The sequence below is a fragment of the Streptomyces sp. NPDC051018 genome (assembly GCF_044456085.1).
Classification (GTDB): Bacteria; Actinomycetota; Actinomycetes; order Streptomycetales; family Streptomycetaceae; genus Streptomyces.
Map to the genome: position 1 here is coordinate 109,558 of NZ_JBITFN010000017.1, position 17,849 is coordinate 127,406.

The following is a 17,849-nucleotide window of genomic DNA, read 5'->3' on the forward strand; positions in this document are numbered from 1 at the left end:
CCCGGCACCGCGAACGCGCCGACGGGCCGCCGGACTCCGCTCCCTCACACCGGCCTGAGCCACACCGTCGCCAGCGGCGGCAGCGTGAGGCACACGCTCGAACCACGGCCGTGCGAGGGTGTCGGATCCGCCGTCACCGGACCCTCGTTGAGGACGTCCCCGCCCCCGTACCGCGACGCGTCCGTGTTCAGGACCTCCGACCACACGGGGATCCACTCGGGCACACCCAGCCGGTAGCCCTCCCGTACGACCGGCGAGAAGTTGCTCACCGACAGCAGGGGGGTACGGGCGGCGTCGAAGCGCAGAAAGGCGAAGACGTTGTCCTCCGCCGCGCCGCCGTCGACCCAGGCGAAGCCCTCGGGGTCCGTGTCGCGCTCCCAGAGCGCCGCGGTCCGGCCGTACACCGTATTGAGGTCGTGGACCAGCTGCCGCACACCCCGGTGGTCCGGTTCGGCCGCGTACGACGGATCGAGCAGCCACCAGTCCGGGCCGTGCGCCTCCGACCACTCCGCGCCCTGGGCGAACTCCTGCCCCATGAAGAGAAGCTGCTTACCCGGGTGCGCCCACATGAAGCCCAGATACGCGCGGTGGTTCGCCCGCTGCTGCCACCAGTCGCCCGGCATCTTGCTCACCAGGGAGCGCTTGCCGTGCACGACCTCGTCGTGGGAGATCGGCAGGATGTAGTTCTCGCTGTACGCGTACACCATGGAGAAGGTCATCTCGTGGTGATGGAACTTGCGGTGCACCGGCTCGTGCTCCACATAACCGAGCGAGTCGTGCATCCAGCCCATGTTCCACTTCAGCCCGAAGCCGAGACCGCCGAGGCCCCCCGCCCCCACCTCGTGGGTGGCGCGGGTGACCCCGTCCCAGGCCGTGGACTCCTCGGCGATGGTGACCACACCCGGGCAGCGCCGGTACACCGTCGCGTTCATCTCCTGGAGGAAGGCGACGGCGTCCAGGTTCTCCCGGCCGCCGCGCTCGTTCGGCGTCCACTCGCCGTGCTCGCGCGAGTAGTCGAGGTAGAGCATCGAGGCGACCGCGTCCACCCGCAGTCCGTCGATGTGGAACTGCTCGCACCAGTACGCCGCATTGGCGACCAGGAAGTTGCGGACCTCGTTGCGGCCGTAGTCGAACTCCAGCGTGCCCCAGTCCGGGTGCGCCGCCCGCGACGGGTCCTCGGGCTCGTACAGCGGACGGCCGTCGAACTGCGCGAGCGCCCAGTCGTCGCGAGGGAAGTGCGCGGGGACCCAGTCCATGATCACACCGATGCCCGCCCGGTGCAGCGCGTCGATCAGATACCGGAAGTCGTCGGGGGTGCCCATCCGGGAGGTCGGCGCGTAGAAACCGGTGACCTGGTAGCCCCAGGAGCCGCCGAAGGGATGCTCGGCGAGCGGCATCAGCTCGACATGGGTGAAGCCCAGGTCCTTCACATACGCGGGCAGTTGCAGCGCGAGCTGGCGATAGGTCAGCCCGGGGCGCCAGGACGGCAGATGGACCTCGTAGACGGAGAAGGGCGCCTGATGGGCCGGGCGGTCGCCCCGGTGGGCCATCCACTCCTCGTCCCGCCACACATACCGTGACTCGGTCACGATCGACGCGTTCGCGGGCGGAACCTCGGTGCGCCGGGCCATCGGGTCGGCGCGTACGGTGTGCGAGCCGTCGGGCCGCATGATCTGGAACTTGTAGAGGGTCCCGTCGCCGACTCCCGGGACGAACAGCTCCCACACACCCGACGAGCCCAGGGACCGCATGGGGTGGCCGGAGCCGTCCCAGTGGTTGAAGTCTCCGACGATCCGCACCCCGCGCGCGTTCGGCGCCCAGACCGTGAACCGGGTGCCGGTGACGCCCTGATGGGTCATGATGTGCGCGCCCATCGCCCGCCACAGCTCCTCGTGGCGGCCCTCGCCGATCAGATGCAGATCGAGTTCGCCGAGCGCGGGCAGGAAGCGGTACGGATCGTGGGTCTCCACCTCATGGGTGCCCTCGCCGTCCTCACCGTCGTAGGCCACCAGCAGCCGGTAGTCGGGGGCCGTACGCATCGGCAGCACGCCCGAGAACAGTCCGTCGCCGTCCTCGTGCAGTTCGGCGCGCAGGCCCTTGGCGAGCACGGTCACGGAACGGGCGTACGGGCGCAGCACCCGCAGCTCGACCCCGCTGCGGGCGAGATGCGCGCCGAGCAGCTTGTGCGGATCGTGGTGGCCGCCGGACAGCAGCCGTCCGCGCTCGTCGTGCGGGAGGGGTCCCGCCTTCAGCACACCGCGGCGGGCCCCCTGCGCCCTGGCCCCGGACTTCGACCCGCGGGGCTTCGGCGCGGTGTCGTGACGGACCGTCGCCTTCCGGGGGCGGGCCAGAGCACCGGTCGGGGCCTCGGGCACGGGATCGGGCCGCGTTCCGGACGCCCGGCCCGGCCGTCCGCCGGACGCCGGCGCGTGCCGGGGGCCGGACCCCGGCGCGGGGTGCGCGGGGGCGGCGGGGCGGGATGCCCCCGGGGGTGTCTGAGCGGGCCCCGGCGAGGGCCGCCCGGCCGGCCGGGGGGACGTGTCCTGCGCGGGTGCGTCGGAGGGGGAGGAGTCACGGTACGGGGGGCGGGCGGCGGTCACGGGGAGGAGCCTCCTTCAGAGCGGCTGGGGGGTAGGGGCTGGTCTCAGGGTCTGTCCCGGGGCCCGGGGGATCCGGGGGTCCCGGGGTCCGGGAGGGGGGGCCGGGGTGTCTTGGTGCCGGTGGTTCCGCACCGGGTGCCGGCGGCTGCGGCTGCGGCTGCGGCTGCGCGTGTGTCCGCGTCTGTTCCGGGGCCGTACGGGTGTCCGCGCCGGGGTACGAGCCGAGGGCCGTGCCGGGTGTGTCCGCCCGGCACCGCACCCCGGTCCCGGCCGGTTGCGGCCGGTTGAGGCCGGTTCCGGACCGGTCCTCGGGACGGACGTCAGTCACGGTCACGGGCGGCGAGCCGGTCGATCGCCGCCATGGGAACCGCCAGCCAGTCGGGGCGGTGCCGGGCCTCGTACACGACCTCGTACACCGCCTTGTCGGTCTCGTACGCGCGCAGCAGTTCCGGCTCCGCGCGCGGATCGTCGCCGGACGCCTCCGCGTATCCCGCGCAGTAAGCGGCCCGGCAGCGCTCCGCCCAGGCGGGGTTCCAGGGGCGGTGGGTGCGGGCCGCGTAGTCGAACGAGCGGAGTATCCCGGCGATGTCCCGCACCGGCGGCTGGGGCCTGCGGCGCTCGGCGAGCGGACGCGCCGGCTCGCCCTCGAAGTCGATGACCGACCAGCCGCCGTCACGCCGGGGGCCGTGACGGGTTCCCTCCGGGGTCCCGTGCCCTGCCGGGGGGTGGGCGGGGTCCGCGTACAGGGTCTGGCCCAGATGCAGATCGCCGTGCACCCGCTGGGCCCGCCAGGCCCGGCCCCCGCGCCCCTCCCGGCCCAGCGCGTCGAGCGCGTCGAAGGCGGTACGCAGCCGGGGCACGTACGACAGCAGCGCGGGCACCGCCTGCGCGGCCTCGTCGAGCCGGCGCCGCATCGCCGCCGCGAGATGCTCGGTCTGGGCCCGGCGCAGCATCACCGTGGGCAGTTCGGCGGCCAGCGCGGTGTGCACCTCGGCCGTCACCCGGCCGAGCGCCCGGGCCTCCTCGGTGAACGGCCGCCCGCTCGCGAGCGAGTCCAGCGCGAGCCGCCAGCCGTCCCGCGAGCCGCGCAGGAAGGGCTGGAGGACACCCAGGGTGTACGGGCGGGGCGCGGCCGACTCGTACCAGGCGACCGGCACCGGGACCCGCTCGCACCCGGCCCGGGCGAGCGCCAGCGGCAGCTCCAGATCGGGGTTGGGACCCGGCTGGACCCGGCGGAGGACCTTGAGGATGTACGCGTCCCCGTACACCAGCGAGGAGTTGGACTGCTCGGCGTCCAGCGGCCGGGCGGTGAGGCCCCCGGGGACGGAGGACGCCCCCTCGAACCTGTCGAAGCGCAGCGGCCCCAGCGTGCCCGGTGTGCGCAGCCGCTCCAGGAGCAGTTCCGCGAGCCGGGGGTCGCGCAGGCCCTCGTACACGGTCCGTCCCGCGAGCGGGCCGTGGGCCGGGCGGCCGATGAGGGCGGGGGCGAGAGGGGGCGGCAGTGTCTCGCGCACTCCGAGCAGGAGTTGGTAGCAGTCCTGGCCGAAGTCCGCGAAGTCGGCCGGATCGCGTGGGGCCGTCGCCCGGCCCCCGGGCCGCTGTTCCACGTCCACCAGCAGATGGAGCAGCCCGGGGCCGCTGCCGGTCACGGGCAGCAGCTCGGTCGCGGAGACGAGTGAGAAGCCGGTGACGGGCCGGCCCTTTCCGGCGAACCAGCGCTGGCGTGGCAGCCAGGCGTGCAGGAGTGGGGCGAGGGACGGGAGGAGCGGGATACGGACGAGGGGAGTCCGGGTGGAAGCAGCCTCCGACATGGCATCGCGTCCTTTCCCCGAGATACACCCTAAATGACGCCGAATGCGCAGAGTGTCCCGGATCATGGCATTGACTGTCCGGCGGCGCGCGGGGATGGCAAAGAGAGTGCCCGGTGCGGGTCGGTGGAAACGCGTTTGGAGGTATGGGGCGGGCGCCTGGTACGCGGATGCGCCAACGGGTCGGACGCGCCCGTCTGCCGGACACCCCGGCGTGTCGGACCGCCCTGGGCCGGGCGCCCATGTGCCGGACACCCGGGCGTGTCGGGGCACGCCCGTGCGCCGGGTCGTGCCCGTGCCGGGGTCGCTCATGTCGGGGCGACGGCACCTGACCCGGGGTAGCCGGACCGGGCGGGCGCGCACCGGGCCCGCCCGCGGGGAGCGGTTGGGCGCCGAGCCGTGGTGCACCGACTCCTCGCGCTTCGAGTCCTCGTGCACCGAACCGGGCACTGAGCCCTCGTGCACCGAGTCCTCGCGCATCGAACCGGGCGTCGCCGAACCGCCGGGCGTCGAACGCGGGCCGCGGGAACTCCGTGTGCGCCACGCGCCACGGCGCGGTCGCCCGGCCCCGCCCTCCTCCGCCGCCCCTGGGCCGGGGTGGCCGGTGGGCCCTGGCGGCGAGCCGCCGCGACCGGTGCGGACCCGGCGCCCATGGTGGAGCCGGGCGCCCGGGGCCCGCGCACGGAAGGCCGGGCCCTGCCCCCGGGCGCGAACCGGCCTCACCCGTGTCCGGGGCGCGGGGCCGGGGCAGCGCGGAACCGGCCCCCTGCGTCCGGGGCGCGGAACCGGACCTGCCGGCGATACGGGCCCGAGGCACGAGGCCCGGGGGAAGGGGCCCCGGGGGAGGGGGCCGGAGGAAGGGCCGGCCCCCGGAAGCCGGCCGTGGGGTGCGGGCGGCTCCCCACGGGGCACGGCGTGGCGTCAGACCGGCGGGGCCACCGCGGCGGCGCCCGGAGCCGCCGCCGGGTCCTTCCGCAGGCGGAACCAGTAGAAGCCGTGACCGGCCAGGGTCAGCAGATACGGCCACTGCCCCACCGCCGGGAACCGCACCCCGCCGATCAGTTCGACCGGCCGCCGCCCGGTGAACTCCCGCAGATCCAGCTCGGTGGGCTGGGCGAACCGCGAGAAGTTGTGGACGCAGAGCACCAGATCGTCCTTGTACTCCCGGGTGAACGCCAGCACCGCCGGGTTGGTGGACGCCAGTTCGGTGTAGGAACCCAGTCCGAAGGCAGGATTCTGCTTACGGATCTCGATCATCCGCCGGGTCCAGTGCAGCAGCGACGACGGGCTGCTCATCGACGCCTCGACATTGGTGACCTGGTAGCCGTAGACCGGATCCATGATGGTCGGCAGATAGAGCCGCCCGGGGTCGCAGGAGGAGAATCCCGCGTTCCGGTCGGGGGTCCACTGCATCGGCGTCCGTACCGCGTCCCGGTCGCCGAGCCAGATGTTGTCACCCATGCCGATCTCGTCGCCGTAGTACAGGATCGGCGAGCCGGGCAGGGAGAGCAGCAGCGCGGTGAACAACTCGATCTGGTTGCGGTCGTTGTCCAGCAGCGGGGCGAGCCGCCGGCGGATGCCGATGTTGGCCCGCATCCGCGGGTCCTTGGCGTACTCCGCGTACATGTAGTCGCGCTCTTCGTCCGTGACCATTTCGAGGGTCAGCTCGTCGTGGTTGCGCAGGAAGATGCCCCACTGGCAGCTCGTGGGGATCGCGGGGGTCTTGGCGAGGATTTCCGAGACCGGGTAGCGGGACTCACGCCGTACGGCCATGAAGATCCGCGGCATCACCGGGAAATGGAACGCCATATGGCACTCGTCGCCGCCCGCGGCGTAGTCGCCGAAGTAGTCGACGACGTCCTCGGGCCACTGGTTGGCCTCGGCGAGGAGCACGGTGTCGGGGTAGTGCGCGTCGATCTCCTTGCGGACCCGCTTGAGGAAGGAGTGGGTGCGCGGGAGGTTCTCGCAGTTGGTGCCCTCCTCCTGGTACAGATACGGCACCGCGTCCAGCCGGAAGCCGTCGATGCCCAGGTCCAGCCAGAAGCGCAGCGCGGAGACGATCTCCTCCTGCACGGCCGGGTTGTCGTAGTTGAGGTCGGGCTGGTGCGAGAAGAACCGGTGCCAGTAGTACTGCTTGCGCACCGGGTCGAAGGTCCAGTTGGACGTCTCGGTGTCGACGAAGATGATCCGCGCGTCCGGGAACTGCTTGTCGTCGTCGGCCCAGACGTAGTAGTCGCCGTACGGCCCGTCGGGGTTGCTGCGGGACTGCTGGAACCACTCGTGCTGATCACTCGTGTGATTCATGACGAAGTCGATGACGACCCGCATACCGCGCTGGTGCGCCGCGTCGACGAATTCCACGAAGTCGGCGAGATCACCGAACTCCGGCAGTACGGAGGTGTAGTCGGCCACGTCGTAACCGCCGTCCCGCAGCGGGGACTTGAAGAACGGTGGCAGCCAGAGGCAGTCGACCCCCAGCCACTGGAGGTAGTCGAGCTTGGCGGTGATGCCCTTGAGGTCGCCGACGCCGTCTCCGTTGCTGTCCTGGAAGGACCGCACCAGGACTTCGTAGAAGACGGCCCGCTTGAACCAGTCGGGATCGCGGTCCTTCGCGGGGGTGTCCTCGAACAGGTCGTGGACGGGCTCGTTGACGATCATGATGTGGGTGACCCTCCGATCGGCGGGGACGGTCGCAGAACGACGATGTGCGCGGGCGTAAGGCCCGGCTCTAGGCGCACATAGGCGGCTCTGCCCCAGTGATAGGTCTCGCCGGTGAGCTGATCGCGCACCGGGGCGGTCTCGTGCCACGCGTGGCCGAGTCGCGGCATGTCCAACGAGACCGTCGCCTCCTGGGTGTGGTGGGGGTCGAGGTTGGCGACCACAAGAACCGTGTTCGAGCCGGAACGTTTCGAGTACGCGATCACCGCGTCGTTGTCGGTGTGGTGGAAGTGGATGTTCCGCAGCTGCTGGAGTGCGGGGTTGTGCCGGCGGATCCGGTTGAGCGCGGTGATCAGCGGGGCGATGGTGCGGCCCTCGCGCTCGGCGGACTCCCAGTCGCGGGGGCGCAACTGGTACTTCTCGGAGTGCAGATACTCCTCGCTGCCCTCGCCCGCCGCCGTGTTCTCGCACAGTTCGAAGCCCGCGTACACGCCCCAGGACGGGGAGAGGGTCGCCGCCAGCACGGCCCGTACCTCGAACGCGGGACGGCCGCCCCGCTGGAGATAGGCGTGCAGGATGTCCGGGGTGTTCACGAAGAAGTTGGGACGCATGTACGAAGCGGTCTCACCGGCCAGCTCGGTCAGATACTCCGTCAGCTCCCGCTTGCTGTTGCGCCAGGTGAAATAGGTGTACGACTGCTGGAAGCCGACCGCCGCCAGGGCGCGCATCATCGCCGGCCGGGTGAACGCCTCGGCCAGGAAGATCACATCCGGATCGGTGCGGCCGATGTCCGCGATCACCTGCTCCCAGAAGACGACGGGCTTGGTGTGGGGGTTGTCCACGCGGAAGATCCGTACACCGTGGCCGATCCAGAAGCGCAGTACCCGCAGGGTCTCCCGGACCAGTCCGCCCATGTCCTGGTCGAACGCGATCGGATAGATGTCCTGGTACTTCTTCGGCGGGTTCTCGGCGTACGCGATGGTCCCGTCGGCGCGGCGGCTGAACCACTCGGGGTGCTCGGTCACCCAGGGGTGGTCCGGTGAGCACTGGAGCGCGAAGTCCAGGGCGACCTCCATCCGCAGGGAGCGGGCCGTCTCCACGAAGTGGGCGAAGTCCTCGAAGCCGCCGAGCGCGGGGTGGAGGGCGTCGTGCCCGCCGTCGGGGGAGCCGATGGCCCAGGGCACCCCGACGTCGTCGGGGCCCGGGGTGAGGCTGTTGCCGGGGCCCTTGCGGTGGGTGGTGCCGATGGGGTGCACCGGTGGCAGATAGACCACGTCGAAGCCCATCGCGGCGACGGCGGGCAGCCGCTCGGCGGCGGTGCGGAACGTGCCGGAGACGGGGGGCCGGCCCTCCTCCACGACCGCGCCCTCGGAGCGCGGGAACAGCTCGTACCAGGAGCCGTACAGGGCGCGGCGGCGCTCCACGAGCAGCGGCAACGGACGGGATGCCGTGACCAGTTCACGCAGCGGATGGCGGCCGAGCACGGCCGAGACCTCGGCGGTCAGCGCCTCGGCGAGCCGGGCCCCGGGGGACAGGCTCTGGTCGCGCAGCGCGTCCGCGACGGCGAGTACGGCCTCCCTGCCGTCGTTCTTGGGTACGGAGTCGGCCGCGCGCTCGTACAGCCTCGCGCCCTCCTCCAGGACGAGGGCGGTGTCGATGCCGGCCGGGATCTTGATCTCCGCCTGGTGGAGCCAGGTGGCGACCGGGTCGCTCCACGCCTCCACCGCGTAGGTCCACCGCCCCTCGGCGTCCGGTGCGATCTCGGCACCCCACCGGTCCGTGCCGGGAGCCAGCTCCCGCATGGGAGTCCAGGGGCCGGGGTGGCCGCCCGGGTCGCGCAGGACGACGTTCGCGGCGACGGCGTCATGCCCCTCGCGGAAGACGGTGGCGCTGACCTCGAAGGTCTCGCCGACCACCGCTTTTGCGGGCCTCCTCCCGCAGTCGACGTGGGGACGGACGTCCAGGACGGGAATGCGACCGATCATGGGCTCACCTGAGGGCTGTGCGGGCAGGGCAGGTTGAGATGTATGTGATGTTTTACCGTTTTTGTTGAACTTTCCTGGTATTTGTAACTGCTCGGTCGGCGAGTGATGTGCTGAGGGCATGGCCGCTCCTGTCCGCGTTCACTCGGTGGGCGGAAAGAACTGGGCGGATGACGGTCGGTGAGGGGGTCTGCCAGGGGTCGTGCCCGGCGCAAGCCACGACGCTCACGCGATGCGCACCGGTCGCTCGGGTACGCGCACCGGTTGAGCCTTCCCGCGTCCGCAGGGAGGGCAACCCGGTGTCCCGCTTCCTATCGCCCCCCGACCGGGGGCGCACAAGGTGGCACGGGGGTGCGATCGGGGCGCCCTCGGTTTTGGGCCCCGTGGTGCGGGCGCTTGGGGTTGCCGTCTCGGTGGCGGGCGTTTCCTGCCGGGGCTCTGCCCCGGACCCCGCGCCTCAATCGCCGGCGGGGCTGACTATGGCCCGTCCGTGGGTTTGGGGGCGCTTGGGGTTGCCGTCTCCGTGGCGGGGGTTTCCTGCCGGGGCTCTGCCCCGGGCCCCGCGCCTCAATCGCCGGCGGGGCTGGTAGGGGTGGTCCCCGCTTCCCCGAGAGAGGTCGGCTCAGCCGCGGGCGAGGTGGCCCCGCGCAACCGGGAGGTGCGTGTCGCCACCCACCCGCCTCGCATCGGGTGGCCACCCACTAGCCCCGCCGGCGTTTGAGGCGCAGGGGCGTGGTGGTTGTGGGGTGCGGTGCTCGGCGGGCCCGGCAGGGGAGGGCCCTCGTGTTCGGGGGTCCGGGGCGTCGTCCACCCGCCTCGCATCGGGTGGTCAACCCAGCCTCGCCGGCGTTTGAGGCGCAAGCACCCCGTGGTTGTGGGTCGCGGTGCCCGGCGGGTCCGCCGGGGGAGGCCTCCCACGTCCCGGGGCGTGGGAGGCTACTCATCAGCCTCGCCGGCGTTTGAGGCGCGGGGTCCGGGGCGGAGCCCCGGGGGTCGTCGGGAGGGCGGACGCCGTCAATGTGCCCCCACGCTGGGGATTGAGGCGCCCGAAGCCCGGTGAACCCGAGTGCCCGAAGCGCGGTTGGCCACCCACTGGCCCCGCCGGCGTTTGAGGCGCAGGGGCGTGGACGCTGTGGGGTGCGGTGCTCGGCCGGCCTGCCGGCTGGAGCCCGGGGTCCCGGGGTTCGGGGCGCTGGCCCGCCAGCCTCGCATCGGGTGGCCACCCACCAGCCTCGCCGGCGTTTGAGGCGCAAGCACCCGGATGCTGTGGGGTGCGGTGTTCGGCGGGCCCGCCGGGGGAGGCCCCCCGCGTCCCCGGGGCGCGGCGCGTCATCCACCAGCCCCGCCGGCGTTTGAGGCGCAGGGGCCCCGGGGTCCGTCACCCCGGTGAGAACGGCCCGCGGGGGAGGAGTTCCCAGCTCGGCTCGCCCGGGCGGACCCCCGTCGGAACCAGGCTCACGCGTCCGCCTCCGCCCACATCCGCCACGGCTGCCTCGCCACCCACTCCTGCACGGACGCGGGCTTCACCGAGAGCGTGACCGCGGAGTCCCCGTCGTCGCCCGCCAACAGGTCCGGCTCCAGGCCGCTCGCCATGTAGTGGTAGACCCCGGAGACCCCGGACGCAGACTCCGCGCCCAGGAACTGCGTCAGCCCCTGCTCGTACACCGACGGCTCCAGCGGTACGTACCGCACCGGACGCCCGAGGCCCTCGGCGAAGCACTCCGCCAGCTCCGGCCCCGTCACCGTCCGCGAGCCGCCGATGCCGAAGACCCGGCCCCCGATGCCGTCCACGGTGAGCGCGGCGTAGACCGACTCCGCGAGGTCGGCGTGCGAGATCCACGCGGTCGGCGCGTCGGCGGGCAGCGGATAGGCGAGGACGCCTTCGTGCAGCAGGGCCGGACCGTTCCACGGACTGAACAAATTGTCCAGATAGACCGTCGGCCGGACGACCACCAGCTCCACCCCGCTCCGCGCCAGACTCTCCCGGAGTACCGTCTCCGCCAGCCGGCGGGTCTCGAAGGCGACGACATTGGTGGTCCGGTCCGGGATCCGCGTATTGGTGTTGTAGACGAGCCGCCGTACCCCGGACTCACGCGCCGCCTCGGCGATGTGCTGCGCGTAACGCATGACCTTCTCCGCCTGATACACCAGCGGCATCACGACGGCCGCATGGGTCGCGCCCTCGAACAGCCGCCGTACGTCCTCGTATCGACCCAGGTCACCGACGTCGAAGGTGACCCCGGGCAGCTCCGGCCGGTCCGCCTCGGGCCTGCGGCTGAGCGCCCGGACCTCATGCCCGCGCTCGACGAGCAGCCGTGCCGCGGCACCACCCTGGAAGCCCGTCGCCCCCACGACGGCCACGCTCATCGGAATGTGATCGGACATGAGTCTGATGTGCCCTTCGATAGGGTGTCTTCGTTGCCTGTACGGCCCTTCCAGGCTGGCGGCGGCGGCTTCGGCCGATCAATTAACAAACTGGGTCGGAGGTTGAAGGATCGTCCATGGACTCCCTTGAGACTGCTGCGACCGAAGGCGACGACCTCCTCAGCGAGCTGCTGAAACCCCTGCGCCTCACCGGGGTGTTCGACAGCCGCTGGCACGTCCGTGCCCCCTGGGCCATCGAGGGCGAGGGGGAAGACTGCGCCGTTCTCCACTTCATCACCCAAGGCGGCTGTTGGGTCACCGCACAAGGCCGCTCCCCGATCCAGCTGCACACCGGTGACCTGGCGGTTTTCCCCACCGGGCATGGCCACCGGCTGTCGGACCACCCCGAGCGCCGGGGCGGTGTCGCGCTCGGCACGATGCTTCCCGAGCGGGAGCCCGGCACCTCCGGGGAGATCCGGATCGAGGGCGACGGACCGGTGAGCCGGCTGCTGTGCGCGGGTCTGCACTACGACGCGTCCGCCGCCACGGGCCTCTACCAGGCCCTGCCCTGGGCCCTGGTCCTCGACTGCTCCCAGGTCGACAAGGAGCCCCTGCTGCGCGACACGCTGAGGCTCCTCGCCACCACCGACCGCCCCGTGGGTCCGGGTGACCGGCTCGTCACGCTCCGTGCCTTCGAGATGGCGCTCGTCCTGGCCCTGCGTCCGCTGCTGCGCGAGTTGGCGGACAACCCCTCGACACTGCCCGTGCTGCGGCACCCCGGGATCAGCAAGGCGATGGTGATCATCGCCACCCGGTTCGCGGAGCCCTGGACGATCGAGGCACTCGCCAGGGAGGTCGGCATGTCCCGTTCCGCCTTCACCGCGGCCTTCCGCGAGCTGGTCGGCGAGGCGCCCGCGCGCCATCTCGCCGGGCGGCGGATGCAGGAGGCGGCCCGGCTGCTCGGCGAGACCTCGCTCCCGCAGTCCGCCGTACCCCAGCGCGTCGGCTACCAGAGTTCGGTCGGATTTCATCTGGCGTTCAGGAAGTGGTACGGGATGACTCCCGGGGAGTATCGGGCAGGACGTCCCTCAGCTGCATGACTGGCCGGTTCTTAATCACCGCTGGACGGTCGTTCATTGCCTCGTGTCCGTAACGGGAGCGAGGCTCGGCTTTGTCGGGGGACGTCCGTTTGAGGAGAAACGTTGATCAGGTCTGGTCGGAAATACCTCGATGCGCTGCGTGACGGGCGCGAGGTGTGGCTGGACGGTGAGCGCGTCGAGGACGTGACCGGTCATCCGGCCTTCCGCAACACCGCGTCCTCCATCGCGCGGCTGTACGACCTGGCCCATGACTCCGAGCACAGCGACCTCCTCACCGCGGACGGTGTCCACCGGGCCTATGTCGTCCCCCGCACGCACGCCGACCTGGTCGCACGCCGGGAGGCGTACAAGGTGTGGGCCGAGGCCGGCTTCGGCTTCCTCGGCCGTACGCCCGACTGCGCGGCGGGCGGTACGGCGGGCTTCGCCGCGCTTCCCCGGCTGTTCACCACCGACACCTTCGACGGCGCCGACAACGTTCTCGCGTACCACCGCGGACTCGCCGAAGAGGACCTCTACTGCGCCTTCACCACCGGCGATCCGGGGCCCGGCACCGACACGGGCACCGGGGACGGCGACCCCGCCGTCCGGGCCGTCAAGGAGTGCGACGGCGGGATCGTGGTGCGGGGCGTTAAGACGATCGGCACGGGCGCCGTCTTCGCGGACGAGGTGATCGTCGGCACCACGGAACCACTCGCGCCCCGCGATGCCGATCACGCTCTGTGTTTCTCGCTGCCCCTCGACACACCCGGGCTGAAACTCGTTTCGCGGATGTCGTACGAGGCACGGTCCGGGGGAGTCTTCGACGACCCGCTCTCCTCCCGCTTCGACGAGAACGACTCGCTGCTCGTCTGCGAGGACGTCTTCGTGCCGTGGGAGCGCGTACTGACCTACCGGAACGTGGAGGCCACCGCCGCGATGTGGTGGGGGACGCCCGCGTATCTCAACTTCGTCCACCAGGCGGCCACCCGCTTCTGGACCAGACTGGAGTTCCTCACCGGCGTCGCCATCCTGCTCACCCGCTCCAGCGGCACCCGTGAACTGCCCGCCGTCAGCCGGTCGGTGGGGCGGCTGCTGGGGATGGTCGCCCAGGCGAAGGCGTTCGTCCTGGCGGCGGAGGCGTCCTGGGAGCACGTCGACGGCGGCTGCGGCGGAGTCATGCCCGGTACGGAGATCTCCTGCGCCCAGCGCGGTATGGCCGGTGAGCTGTATCCGCGCGCGGTCCAGGAGGTCAGGCGGCTCGCGGGCGGCTCCGACCGCCGGCTCCCCGAGTCCGCGGAGGAACTGCTGTACCCGGTCCCGGGGGCGGGGGACGGTCCGGGGACGCCCGGTACCCGCGCGAAGGACCGGATGAAGCTGCTGAAACTGGCGCGGGAAGCGCTGGGGTCGGAGTTCGCCGCGCGCCACGAGCGGGACGAGCGGTTCTGCCACGGCGTTCCGTACGTCCATCCGGCCGTACGGAACCGGCCGGGCCCCGCCGCCGTGAGGAACCGGGCGGGCGGTGCGGCCACGCGTACCCGGCCGGGCGGTGCCGCGATGAGGAACTGGGCGGACGGTCCTGCCGCGCAGGACTGGCACGGCGCGGCCCGGAACTGGCACGGCGACACGCAGGACTGGCACGGCGATACGCAGGACTGGCACGGCGGCGCACAGAAATGCGAACGCCTGGCGACGGCCTGCCTCGACGGCTACGACCCGGACGGCGCCCCCACGCGCACCCGAGGGACCTTCCAGTGACCACGGGCCCGAGAGCCCCCGGGCGCGCCCCCACCCGCGCCCGGAACGCGGTCCCCCCACCCGGAACGGCCGTCACCTCCCGGCCCGGGGCCGTACGCGCCCCGCTCGGCGGCGGGCCGACCCGGCCGGCCTTCGCGCTCACCGCCGAAGGAACCTTTTTCTCGACCGTCTTCCCGCCCGGCCTCCCCATCGGGGCGGCCCTGCCGCAGGTCACGCTCACCCCCACGGTGGCCGCCAGAGCCAGAGCCAGAGTCGGCGCCAGAGCCACCGGTACCGCCTCCGCCATCGGGACCCGTCCCGGTACCCGTACCGCCGTTGCCGCGCCCGGCCCGGATCCCGGGGCCACCGAGGTACCCGGGACGGCGGCCGTGCGCGGCCCCTTTCTCTTCTGCCCCGCGCTCTTACCCGGCCCCGCCGCCGGCTCCGGAACGGTACGCCCGGACCGGTAGGCGGCGCTCCGGGGTGATGGTGCATGCACGGCGTGCGGCGCAGCACACGCGCCGGGGCGGCTCGGGGGGCCGTCCGTCAATCAGCAACCGCGCAACCCACCCGTCCAACCGATTTCTCGACGCGTCCGAGGGGGGTCCACGATGACCATGTACGACCTGGTCACACCCGGTCTCATACAGCGCGGTGACCCGCGCTACCGCATAGCCGAGATACGCGCGGCCGATCCGCTCGGGGCCGACGCCCTGCTCGCCACCGTGCCCGCCATGAACACCGCCGCCGACGTCCCCGCGCTCACCCGGGCGCTGCGCGCCCTGCTGCCCCGACCGGAGCGACTCGCCGGATTCGGCGTCGTCGACGCCCTCGCCGCCATGCGCGATCTGGGGATCCTCCTCGGCTCACTGAAGAAGCACGGGGTCCAGCCCGTCGTCGCCGTCCCCGAGGTCCTGCCCGTACTGCTGCGTCTCGGCCGGCTCACCGACATGGTGCCGCGCGACACCGTGCACCACTACACCACCTGGAACCCCCTGGGCCGCCGGCAGCGCATGTACACCGGCGACGCCATGGAGACCGCCCTCCAGGACGCGGTCCGGATGGTCTTCCCCGGCCTGGTCGCCTCCCTCGACGCCTGCTCCGACCTGGCCCGCCGCGAACCGTACGACCCGGGCTTCGCCGTCGCCCTCGACCGTACCGCCCACCATGTCCAGGCCATGGTCGACTCCATCGACTTCACCGTCGCCCATGTCTCCCCGGTCTTCTTCGCCACCGAGATGCGCTCCTACTTCGAGGAGATCGACGTCGCCGGCGCGGACTACCTCGGCCCCGCCGCCGCCCAGGTACCACTCTGGCTGGTCGATCTGACGCTCTGGCAGTGCGATCGCAGCAACCCCGCCTACGACCGCTTCCTGGACGAGTCCGTCTGCTACAGCCTCCCGTCCTGGCGCGCCCACTTCGCCGCACACCGGGGCGGCACCTCCGCCGTCTCCAAACTGTCCGCCGCGATCAGCTGGGAGGCGGACGACCGGATGCCGCCGCAGCTCGCCCGTTCTGCGGTCTCCCTCGCCCGGGTGCTGCGGACCCTCAAGGCGTTCCGCGCCCGGCACATCACCATCGCCCGCAAGGCGTACAGCGAGGAGGTACGGATGTACGAGACGGGCAGCGGCGGCGCCCCGATCGCCCTGCTGCGCTCCGTGCTCGACCTCACCCGGGACAACGAGACCCTGGTGCGCCGGTCCGTCGAACCCCGCCGCGCCCCCGCCCCTGCCAACGACGCGCCCGGAGAGCCGATCCCATGACCCACTTCATGATCGCCGGCGGGGGAATCGCCGGGCTCACCACCGCCCTCGCCCTGCACGCGGCGGGCTTCCGCCGTGTCACCGTCGTCGAGGCGGCCCGGGAGATCCAGCCCGTCGGCGCGGGGCTGAACATCATGCCCAACGCGGTACGCGAACTCGACGCGCTCGGACTGCTCGGCGCTCTGGAGCGGCGCGGACTGCCCACACGGGAGCTGCGCTACTACCACCGCAGCGGCGCGCTCGTCTCCCGTGAGCCGCGCGGACGCCGGGCCGGATACCGCTGGCCCCAGCTCTCCATAGCCCGTGGTGACCTCCAGCTCGTACTCGCCGACGCCGTACGCGAACGGCTCGGACCCGGCTCGGTCGTCGGCGGGGTCCGGGTGACCGCCGTCGAACAGCTCGCGGGCGGCCGCCCCCGTATCCAGCTGGAGCACCGCGACGGCGCCCGCCGGGGCAGCGCCTCGCTCGAACCGGATGTGCTGATAGGCGCGGACGGCATCCGCTCGGCCGTCCGCGCCGGTCTCAACCCCGGTGAGGGCGAGCCGCCGTGGAACGGGATGCTCGTATGGCGCGGGGTCTCCCGGGTGCCCGCCCGGCAGATCGGCGACTTCATGTTCATCGCCGGCGACGACCGGCAGAAGGCCGTGATCTACCCGATGAGCGCTCCCGATCCGGCGACGGGGGAGGTGCTGGTGAACTGGGCGCTCGCGATGCCCGCCGACGCGGCGCTCCCCGGCGTGCCGGACTCCCCGGAGGCGGCTGGTTCCCCGGAGACGTCCGGATATCCGGGAGCGCCCGGTGCCTCCGACGGGCCGGGTACGGCGGGGGCCATCCGTGGGCCCGGCGCGACGGATACGCGGGGCACGGCGGATCCGGCGGACAGGGCGGCTTCGGCCGACGGGCCGGGCACCCCCGGTGGGCGCGGCAGACCCGGTGGCTCACCGGCCCCGGGGGGCGGGTCACCGGCAACGGGTACCTCCCACACCTACGGGCAGATGTCCGGCGCCCCGGCGGCGCCCTTCCGCGGTGACTGGAACCGGGCCGTCCCCGTCGAGAGATTCCTCCACCACTACCGGGGCTGGGAGTTGGGCGGAGTCGTCGTCGAGGACATCCTGCGGGCCGCGGACGGCGCCTACGAGTACCCCATGGTCGACCGTGAGCCCCTCGCGCGCTGGTCCCACGGCCGTACGACCCTGATCGGCGACGCCGCCCACGCGATGTACCCCATCGGCTCCAACGGGGCGACCCAGTCCATCGTCGACGGCCGCGCCCTCGCGCACGCCCTGGCCCGGCACCGCGACCCGGTCGACGGACTCGCCGCGTACGAGGCCGACCGCCGCCCCGCCATGACCGAACTCCAGCGCGCCAACCGCCTCCTCGGCCCCGAGGTGGTCATCAACCTCGCGCACCAGCGCGCCCCGGGCGGCTTCACCGATATCGACGAGGTCATCCCGCCGGACGAGCGCACCGAGATCGCGGCCCGGTACGCCACGGCCGGCGCCTTCGACCCCGAGTCGGTCAACTCGGGCTCTCCGTACGCCACGGCGGTACGCCCGAGGGGGTGAACGGGAAGCGCTCGCCGGGGCCGGTGCCCCGGCGAGCGCCCAGCGCGCGCCCCCGGACGCCCTACCCCCGCGCACCGGCCGCCGACCTCCTCCCCGTCCGGCCCCGCGTACGCCCGCCCCCGGCCCGGGGCCCGGACGACCCCGTTCCCCGGGGCCGTCGGATCCCGTTCCCGGGGGCGTCGGATCCCGGTTCCGCGCCTGCCGGACGACGGTTCACCGGCAGTCGGACCACCGTTCCGTGTCCGTCCGGGCCGCCCACCGCCCGCGGCCGGGACCGGCCCCGACCCCCGCCCCGG

9 protein-coding genes are annotated in these 17,849 nt (G+C 72.6%); 4 read left to right on the top strand and 5 right to left on the bottom strand.

Annotated elements, in window-relative coordinates; all coding sequences use genetic code 11:
* Nucleotides 1-44 precede the first annotated feature (44 nt).
* The 5 genes from glgB to ACIBCM_RS26375 form a co-directional block, all read right to left on the bottom strand.
* Nucleotides 45-2,255, bottom strand: coding sequence for a 1,4-alpha-glucan branching enzyme (gene glgB / locus ACIBCM_RS26355; RefSeq protein ID WP_399247285.1), 2,211 nt, complete (start codon nt 2,253-2,255; stop codon nt 45-47).
* 665 nt (nt 2,256-2,920) lie between these two features.
* Complete coding sequence (locus ACIBCM_RS26360) at nt 2,921-4,411, bottom strand: maltokinase (RefSeq protein WP_399247287.1); 1,491 nt, start codon at nt 4,409-4,411, stop codon at nt 2,921-2,923.
* 918 nt (nt 4,412-5,329) lie between these two features.
* Complete coding sequence (gene treS, locus ACIBCM_RS26365) at nt 5,330-7,066, bottom strand: maltose alpha-D-glucosyltransferase (RefSeq protein WP_399247289.1); 1,737 nt, start codon at nt 7,064-7,066, stop codon at nt 5,330-5,332.
* Complete coding sequence (locus tag ACIBCM_RS26370) at nt 7,063-9,051, bottom strand: alpha-1,4-glucan--maltose-1-phosphate maltosyltransferase (protein WP_399247291.1); 1,989 nt, start codon at nt 9,049-9,051, stop codon at nt 7,063-7,065. The genes treS and ACIBCM_RS26370 overlap by 4 nt, the downstream gene beginning before the upstream one ends.
* A gap of 1,452 nt (nt 9,052-10,503) precedes the next feature.
* Nucleotides 10,504-11,433: an SDR family oxidoreductase gene (locus tag ACIBCM_RS26375; protein ID WP_399247293.1), complete on the bottom strand. Its 930-nt coding sequence runs from the start codon at nt 11,431-11,433 to the stop codon at nt 10,504-10,506.
* Nucleotides 11,434-11,549: 116 nt separating this feature from the next.
* On the opposite strand from ACIBCM_RS26375, the gene ACIBCM_RS26380 reads away from it, so the two are divergent.
* The 4 genes from ACIBCM_RS26380 (at nt 11,550) to ACIBCM_RS26395 (ending at nt 17,553) form a co-directional block, all read left to right on the top strand.
* Complete coding sequence (locus tag ACIBCM_RS26380) at nt 11,550-12,512, top strand: AraC family transcriptional regulator (protein WP_399247295.1); 963 nt, start codon at nt 11,550-11,552, stop codon at nt 12,510-12,512.
* 102 nt (nt 12,513-12,614) lie between these two features.
* Nucleotides 12,615-14,246, top strand: coding sequence for a 4-hydroxyphenylacetate 3-hydroxylase N-terminal domain-containing protein (locus tag ACIBCM_RS26385; RefSeq protein ID WP_399247297.1), 1,632 nt, complete (start codon nt 12,615-12,617; stop codon nt 14,244-14,246).
* Nucleotides 14,247-14,836: 590 nt separating this feature from the next.
* Nucleotides 14,837-15,988 carry a monodechloroaminopyrrolnitrin synthase PrnB family protein gene (locus ACIBCM_RS26390; protein ID WP_399247300.1) on the top strand — a complete coding sequence of 384 codons (1,152 nt, stop codon included), beginning with the start codon at nt 14,837-14,839 and terminating at the stop codon, nt 15,986-15,988.
* Nucleotides 15,985-17,553, top strand: coding sequence for an FAD-dependent monooxygenase (locus tag ACIBCM_RS26395; protein WP_399247302.1), 1,569 nt, complete (start codon nt 15,985-15,987; stop codon nt 17,551-17,553). The genes ACIBCM_RS26390 and ACIBCM_RS26395 overlap by 4 nt, the downstream gene beginning before the upstream one ends.
* Nucleotides 17,554-17,849 lie beyond the last annotated feature (296 nt).

What these genes read in the sequence shown, in the direction of transcription:
- ACIBCM_RS26360 (WP_399247287.1), bottom strand. Translation starts at nt 4,411, where the DNA reads ATGTCGGAGGCTGCTTCCACCCGGACTCCCCTCGTCCGTATCCCGCTC.
- treS (WP_399247289.1), bottom strand. Translation starts at nt 7,066, where the DNA reads ATGATCGTCAACGAGCCCGTCCACGACCTGTTCGAGGACACCCCCGCG.
- ACIBCM_RS26370 (WP_399247291.1), bottom strand. Translation starts at nt 9,051, where the DNA reads ATGATCGGTCGCATTCCCGTCCTGGACGTCCGTCCCCACGTCGACTGC.
- ACIBCM_RS26375 (WP_399247293.1), bottom strand. Translation starts at nt 11,433, where the DNA reads ATGTCCGATCACATTCCGATGAGCGTGGCCGTCGTGGGGGCGACGGGC.
- ACIBCM_RS26380 (WP_399247295.1), top strand. Translation starts at nt 11,550, where the DNA reads ATGGACTCCCTTGAGACTGCTGCGACCGAAGGCGACGACCTCCTCAGC.
- ACIBCM_RS26390 (WP_399247300.1), top strand. Translation starts at nt 14,837, where the DNA reads ATGACCATGTACGACCTGGTCACACCCGGTCTCATACAGCGCGGTGAC.
- ACIBCM_RS26395 (WP_399247302.1), top strand. Translation starts at nt 15,985, where the DNA reads ATGACCCACTTCATGATCGCCGGCGGGGGAATCGCCGGGCTCACCACC.